The organism is Leisingera sp. (assembly GCF_034669605.1).
Taxonomy (GTDB): Bacteria; Pseudomonadota; Alphaproteobacteria; order Rhodobacterales; family Rhodobacteraceae; genus Leisingera.
The window spans coordinates 1-6869 of sequence record NZ_JAXMOX010000228.1 but is presented as its reverse complement, the minus strand read 5'-3'; the positions used below and the strand labels follow the sequence as shown (position 1 = coordinate 6869).

Genomic DNA, 6869 nt, shown 5'->3' with positions numbered 1-6869 from the left:
GGTGCGCGCGGCGGCACTTTTTCCGGACGGCCAAGATAAACAGTGATGCCATCGGGGGTGAGCGTTCCTTCGGGGGTGGCCTTGACCAATCCGCGCGCGTCCAGATCAAACGCGGATCCTGCCGCGGCGGGGGAGGCAACAGCGCCAGGCTCGTCATCCCCGGAAAAAGCGTCCTGCTGCGGCAGCGCAACGGCATCGGCGGCAATATCCGTGTGGTCGACCGAGGCGGTATAAAGCTCGTCCAGGCGGGGCGCGGCGGGGATGCCGCCGAGGCTGGGGGCAACCGGCCAAACCCCGGTCGCGGCATAGCGCGCGGCCTGCGCCAATTCATCCAGCGGTTCTTCTGTCTCGGGGTCAGCGGATGCGGCTGCGCTTTCCCCTGCGCCGCCCGGCTTCAGGGCACTTGGGTCCCAAAAGGCGGTGTCCGTGCCCTCCTCGGACAGTTCTGCACCATCGGCGGCGGCTTCATCCTCAGCTGACGGAAGCCCGTCTGCTTCACTGCCGTCAGCCAGGGCAGTTTGCCCCTGGGGTCCCCCCCCTGCCGGTGAGGCGCTGGTTTCCTGCAGGCCGGGATCGGGCTGGTCTGCCAGCACGCTCACCTGCGGTGCAATGGCGGCAGGGGCGGTTTCCGTGGCGGGGCCGTCCGCGGCGGCGGGAGCGGCCGGCCGGGGGGCGGCTTCCTCCGGCTGCCGGTCTTCTGAGCTGACCGCAGGGGCAGGTGCCGGGCCGGAATTCTGTTCCGGCGCCGCGGCAAAGAACCCTCCCTCGCCAAACACTGCCCAGACCGCAACTGTAGCCATGAACAGCAGCAGAACTGCCGTCAGGATCACTCCCAGATAGCGTGGCTTGCCTTTGGCGGCTTTTTGGGGGGCAGGCGACTGTGAGGCTGCTGGCGCGACGGCTGCCGGGGCGGTGTCGTGCAAGGCTGGCGGCGCCGGCGGAATTGGCTGAGGCGGAACCGTGCCGGACGGCGGCAGGGAAACCGTCAAGGGGGGCGGCGGCGCAGGCGGGCGGGACGCGGAAAGGACTGCTGTATCCGGTTTTTTGACCGCAATTGCCGCCGCCGCCAGCGGCGCAGGGGGCATTGGGGATGGCGCGGCAGAGACCGGCGCAGGGTCTGCCGGCGCGGTTGTACATGGCGCGGGGGCGGCCTTGGCCTGTTGACTGGCAGAACCTGGAACATCCTGCGCCGGCTTTTTTGCTCCGGCGGGCTTGGCAGGCGGTTCCGCCGGGCCGTCCCTGCGGGCGGTCTGCGGGGCGTCTTTTGTCTTGGGCACTTGTTTGGCGGCTGCAGCCATCTCTTCCGCTTCAGCAAGCGCTTCCGGCCCTGCGGGCTCTGCCAGGGGTTCCGTGACGGCGGCAACAGTTGCCGGTACTGTGCTGTCTCCAGTCAGGGCCGGGGCTGCGCCGGTCTCCGCTCTGTCTTCGCTTCGGGGTGGCGGCAGGGCAGCAGGCCCGATTACCTTGACAGCCGTATCGTCTGGCTCAACCTCGGTGCCGCGGATTGCCCGCGTGGTGCCGAAGAAGGGCTCGCCCCGAAAGCCGCTGTTTTCCGGCGCCGCGACAAAACTGGCCGGGCCGAACCCGTGCGCGACCGCAAAGGTCTCAGCCTCGTCCAAGGTTTCCAGCGCCACCGCAGCAACATGAGTCCGGCTGCCCTCAACGGAGATGTCAAAGGCCAGCTCATCCACCGGATAAGGGGTTGCGCCTTCCAGCGCTTGGCGGGCCGCTTCAATCCGCGCCTCAACGGGCAGATCGCCGGTTTCCGCCGTCAAATAGCGGATCTGTTCATCGGGCAGGACAAGCTTGCAGAAGAACTCCCCGGGCGCCAGCCGCTGCGCATCCTCGCGCAACGCTGCCAGCGCGGCGGGCAGATCATCGGCGTCAAACGGGGTGCCGCCCACACTGCGCCAGCCGTCCTTGGCCCGGTAAATCAGTTCGATGCCAACTGAGGAAAGCGAAAGCGCAAAAGCCGGTTTTATGCCTTGGGTCAAACCATCAAAATCCATACTGCCCCGGGGCCGCCTGACGCGCCCGGTGTTTTACCGCGGACTTTAAAGCAGGAACCCGCCAAGTGAAAGGAAAAGACGCCTTCCAGCACTTGCAGGCGGCAGTTTGCCGTCCCTATCTAGCAGCCATTGCAAAAGGAGCTTTTCACTATGAAGGCAAAGAAAATTCTGGCGGCAGCGCTGATGCTGTCGATGAGCGCCGGCGCCCTGGCTGCAAGCGAGGGCGCAGCGCTGCGCCAGATATCCGTCACCGGAGAAAGCACGATGCAGGTGGCGCCGGAGCTGGCAACCATCACCCTGGGTGTCACCGAGGAAGCCGAGGAAGCCGCCGCCGCGATGGCGGCCGTATCAGACGCGATGGGCGCGGTGATCGCCCGGCTGAAGGATGGCGGTATTGCTGCGGAGGACATGCAGACCCGGCAGATCTCGATGCATCCGGTCTGGTCGCAAGACCGCTCCTATGACAGCGGCGGACGGCGTGAGATCACCGGGTTTCAAGCGTCGAACACGCTGATGGTACGGGTGCGCGACCTGGACCGGCTGGCCCCGGTTCTGGATGCGGTGCTGACGGCCGGAGCCAATCAGTTCCAGGGGCTGAGCTTCGGGGTGGCGGATCCGTCCGCGGTCGCCGATCAAATCCGCGGCGAGGCGGTCAAGGATGCAATCCGCAAGGCGCAGCAGCTGGCCGAAGCGGCAGGCATGGAGCTGGGACCGGTGCGTTCAATCAATGAGCACGGCGGCGGTGGCGGGCGTCCGAAGATGGTAATGGAAATGGCCCGCAGCGACGCAATGCCGATTGAAGCCGGGGAGCTGACCTTCAGCCACAATGTCTCGGTCGTCTTCGACATGATTTTGCCGGGCGGCGAGTAACCAGCGGCAACAGGAAAGGCCGGGCAGGGCGCCCGGCCTTTCCTTTGAGGCTCCCGCAGCCGCTTAGCCGCAGGCTTTGGCCAGCGCTTGGTCCAGATCGCGGATCAGGTCGTCTGCGTCTTCGATCCCGATCGAGACGCGCACCACATTCGGGCCGGCGCCTGCAGCCTCCTGCTGTTCCGGCGACAGCTGCCGGTGGGTGGTGGAGGCCGAGTGGATGATCAGCGAGCGGGTGTCGCCAAGGTTGGCCACATGGCTGAATATCTCCAGCGAATCCACCAGCTTGATGCAGGCGTCGTAGCCGCCCTTTACGGCAAAGGTGAACAGGCCGCCGATGCCCTTGGGATAGCAGGCCCGGGCGCGCTCATAATAGGGCGAGGACGGCAGGCCCGCATAGGTCACGTAGTCAACGCGGCTGTCGTTTTCGAGCCAGGCAGCAATCTTCTCGGCGTTCTCGCAGTGTTTCTGCATCCGCAGCGACAGCGTCTCAACGCCCATCAGCGTGTAATGCGCCCCTTGCGGGTTCATCGTCATGCCCAGGTCGCGCAGGCCGATGGCAATGCTGTGGAATGTAAAGGCGAGCGGGCCGAAGGTCTCGTGGAACTTCAACCCGTGATAGGCATCCTCCGGGGCTGACAGCGATGGGAATTTATCGCTGGCGGACCAGTCGAAACTGCCGCTGTCAATCACACAGCCGCCGGTCACGGTGCCGTTGCCAGTGAGGTATTTTGTGGTGGAGTGCACCACCAGCGTCGCCCCCAGGTCAATCGGCTTGCACAGGTAAGGCGTGGCAGAGGTGTTATCGACAATCAGCGGGATACCGGCTGTGTCGGTGATATCCGCCAAGGCGCGGATGTCGGTCACATAGCCGCCGGGGTTGGCCACGGATTCGCAGAACACGGCGCGGGTGTTTTCGTCGATGGCAGCATTCACCGCGTCCAGATCGTCGGTATCGACGAATTTGGCGGACCAGCCGAAACGCTTGATGGTCTGGCTGAACTGGGTGACGGTGCCGCCGTAAAGCCGGGTCGAGGCGACCACATTGCAGCCCGGAGCCATCAGCGGGAACAGCGCCATGATCTGCGCCGCATGGCCGGAGGAGCAGCAGACCGCGCCAACGCCGCCTTCCAGCGTTGCCAGACGTTCCTGCAGTACCGCAACGGTGGGGTTGGTCAGGCGGGAATAGATAAAGCCGACTTCCTGCAGATTGAAAAGCGCGGCGGCGTGCTCGGCATCGCGGAACACATAGGCGGTGCTTTGGTAGATCGGCGTCTGCCGCGCGCCGGTGGCCGGGTCCGGCTTGGCGCCGGCATGGATCTGCAAGGTGTCAAAACCGTATGTCGGAGCGTCGGTCATGAATTGGTCTCCCTGAAAGCTCTGTTAGTCCGGGCGCACAACAGCATGGCTGCGCTGGGAAGGCAATTGCGGGAATGCCGCAGGGAAAGGCACCCGCCCGCTGCCGGCCCCTGGCGGCGCCTGCACCCGTTGGGCCTGACCCAATTGAAAGAGGGCTCTATCGGGGCCCCTGAGCGGGCGGGAACCCTGAGTTTGTTAAAATCCGCAGGCCAGGGTCAGCGCATCCAGAAGCCTTCGGATTTGATCCGGTTGCGGATTGCCTGTTCGCGCCGCGGCAGGTTTGCGCGGTCAAACAGCGCCCGCACTTTTTCGCCGCGCCCCTGATAGACCATCCGCTTGATCGGCTCGTAGCCCTTCAGCACTTTCTTGAGCCGGTTCGGCGCCGCGATTTCTTGCAGCAATTCCACCACCCGGTCGCTTTCCCGCGCATAGAGCAGCGGAAACAGCCGGTAGTGGCAGCTCGTCTGACCGTCCAGGTAGCCGTCAGGCAGCGCATCGCGCCCGCCGCCGAAGGAGTGGATCACCAGCGGCAGCACGATCTGGTCCAGCCAGGGCTCCAGCGTCTGGCCGGTCAGCTCAAGCGGCGGATCGTTGCGGACAGATTGCGCATAGACCAGGAACCGCTTGCCAAAGGCCCGCGGGCAGGCGCCGTAAAAGAAGCCAGCATTGAAATAGAGGTGGCGCTTCCAGTACTCCTCCGGCTGGCTGAGATCGAGACTGGACAGGAAGTCGAGCCCGAAGCGGCTGTAAAGCGATTGCCAGATCCCGCTGTAGCCGGGCCCGTAGAGCGTCGGCTTGGGCCAGGTGCCCTCCACCCGCAGCGAGGCCGAAGGGCGGCTGAAGTCAAATGGCACCTCTGCCAGCTCGCCGGTGATCAGCGTGTCGGTGTCAAAGAACACAAACGGCTCGTCCTTTGGCATCGCCTGCAGCGCTTCGATCTTGTTGCCGTACGGGTAGGCGGCGCCGAAGGCCTTGCTTTCAAACGGCAGGATCTCGGCGCCGAGATCCGCCAGCGCCTGCAGCACCTCCTGGTTGCGGATGCCGGGGTCCTTCTGCCACAGCGGCCCTTGCTGCGGCACAGCCACAAACAGCCGCCCGGAAAATCCAGGCGAACAGTGGCGCAGAGAGGCGGCAAACAGCAGCGCCTCATATTGCAGCCGGCCGGCCTGGCCGATGATCATCACATTGAAGGGGGCATTTACCATTGTTTTCCCCGTTTTCCGTCTCTTCCGGGCGGATAGGACTGCCTGATAGAGTAGCTACAAGCCTGCAAGGCGCCGCGCAACCGGCCTGCAGGCAATTTCAGGCGGTCTGTGCCGCAGGAGGCGCAACCCGGGGAGGGACAAAAATGATTGATGTGATCCTGGCAATTCTTGCGGCAACAGCCCAGCCTGGGGCGCAGCCTGGCGTTCCGGAACCTGCAGCCGCTCCGGTTGCAGCGCAGGCAGCATCCACCCAATCATCATTGGCGGCTGAGCCGCAGCAGGCCACCGGGCGCTTTACCACTGCGCTGGAAGTGAAACCGATCCTGGCAGCGACCCACGGCAGTTGGATTCATGTGCGGGAGTTCGACGGCCAGGATCTGCTTTACGTGACCCACCTTTGGTCTTGGCGCTGCGGGCTGGCGCAGGTCAAGCTGGGGGTGAACGGCAACCCGCCGGAAATCTGGCCGCTGCCGGACTGCCACCTGGAGGAAGGCTTCCCCAATATAATCAAGGACGAAGACGGAATGCCTTACCGCAGTTATCCGCTGGGGTCCCTGCAGCAGGTCGCGGTCGAGGTCACATATGACGACCTGAGCACTGAAACCCTGGTTTTCGGACGAAACGGCCAGCCCCTGCACTGAGCTGCGGCCGCCGCCCGCCTGCCGCGCGCCGGATCTGCAACCCGGCTGCGGCGCAGGGACCGGGGCAGGCGCAATCAGGGCGCAATCAGGGTGACGCCCGTCATCCGCTGGATCAGATAAAGATCCTCCTCGTAACGCACGCTCATCTCCTCGACCAAGGCACCGGTCCAGCCAGGAAGATCCAGCTCCTCTTCCAGCGCGTCCTCGAAGGCGAATTTGTCCAGAAATGCGGCATAGACCCGGCGTTTGTGGGTCTCCGTCAGATCCGGATGCGCGGCAAGATAGGCGCGCAAACGCGCCAGTCCCTCCGGCTTCATCAGCGCGGCCAGAAGATCCATCCCGCCCTTGACCGGCGCATTGCCCTCCATTCCGCCCAGCTCCCGCAGCAGCTGGTCCCAGATCATCGGCAGATCCTCATAGCACCAGACGGTGACCGGCATGCCAGGCACCATATCCCGCATCTGCGCCAGCAGCCCGGACCAGCGCAGCTGCACCGGGTCGCTGCCCTGCAATGCGTTCTGCACGATGGGCCGGCTGGACTTTGTAAACAGTGCCGGTAGGAACGTCGCCGGGTTGCGCAGCGCCATGAAGATTTCCGGCTGATCGTAGGGAAACAGCGCCTGCAGCGCCTGCAGCCGTTCCCCGGCCTCCGGATACAGGCTTCCGTCCTGCAGCGCATGCCGCGGCGAACCGAAGAAATGCGGGTTGGAGAAAACCACCCGGTCCGCCTCGCGGTCATCCAGGATCGCGTCCCATAGAACCTCCGGCGCGTCCTCGGCCGCGCTGCC

The 6869-nt window shown here is 64.9% G+C and carries 6 protein-coding genes; 2 read left to right on the top strand and 4 right to left on the bottom strand.

The features are described 5' to 3' along the window. On the bottom strand, positions 1-1994 hold a 1994-nt coding region (locus tag VOI29_RS21095), incomplete at its 3' end, for a hypothetical protein (RefSeq protein ID WP_323783395.1). Positions 1995-2159: 165 nt separating this feature from the next. Here VOI29_RS21095 and VOI29_RS21090 point away from each other — a divergent pair. Then, positions 2160-2879, top strand: a complete 720-nt coding sequence (locus tag VOI29_RS21090; protein ID WP_323783393.1) for an SIMPL domain-containing protein — start codon at positions 2160-2162, stop codon at positions 2877-2879. Between the two features lie 63 nt (positions 2880-2942). On the opposite strand, the gene VOI29_RS21085 is transcribed toward VOI29_RS21090, so the two are convergent. Next, positions 2943-4235 (bottom strand): O-acetylhomoserine aminocarboxypropyltransferase/cysteine synthase family protein, encoded by a 1293-nt coding sequence (locus VOI29_RS21085; RefSeq protein ID WP_323783391.1) that lies wholly within the window; start codon positions 4233-4235, stop codon positions 2943-2945. Positions 4236-4450: 215 nt separating this feature from the next. Next, on the bottom strand, positions 4451-5440 hold the full coding sequence (locus VOI29_RS21080; RefSeq protein WP_323783389.1) for a hypothetical protein: 990 nt from the start codon (positions 5438-5440) through the stop codon (positions 4451-4453). A 143-nt stretch (positions 5441-5583) separates the two neighbouring features. Here VOI29_RS21080 and VOI29_RS21075 point away from each other — a divergent pair, with 143 nt between their 5' ends. Further along, complete coding sequence (locus tag VOI29_RS21075; protein ID WP_323783387.1) at positions 5584-6081, top strand: hypothetical protein; 498 nt, start codon at positions 5584-5586, stop codon at positions 6079-6081. 74 nt (positions 6082-6155) lie between these two features. Here the strand turns inward: VOI29_RS21075 and VOI29_RS21070 are convergent. Beyond that, the coding region (locus VOI29_RS21070; RefSeq protein WP_323783385.1) for a hypothetical protein at positions 6156-6869 on the bottom strand (714 nt) is incomplete at its 5' end.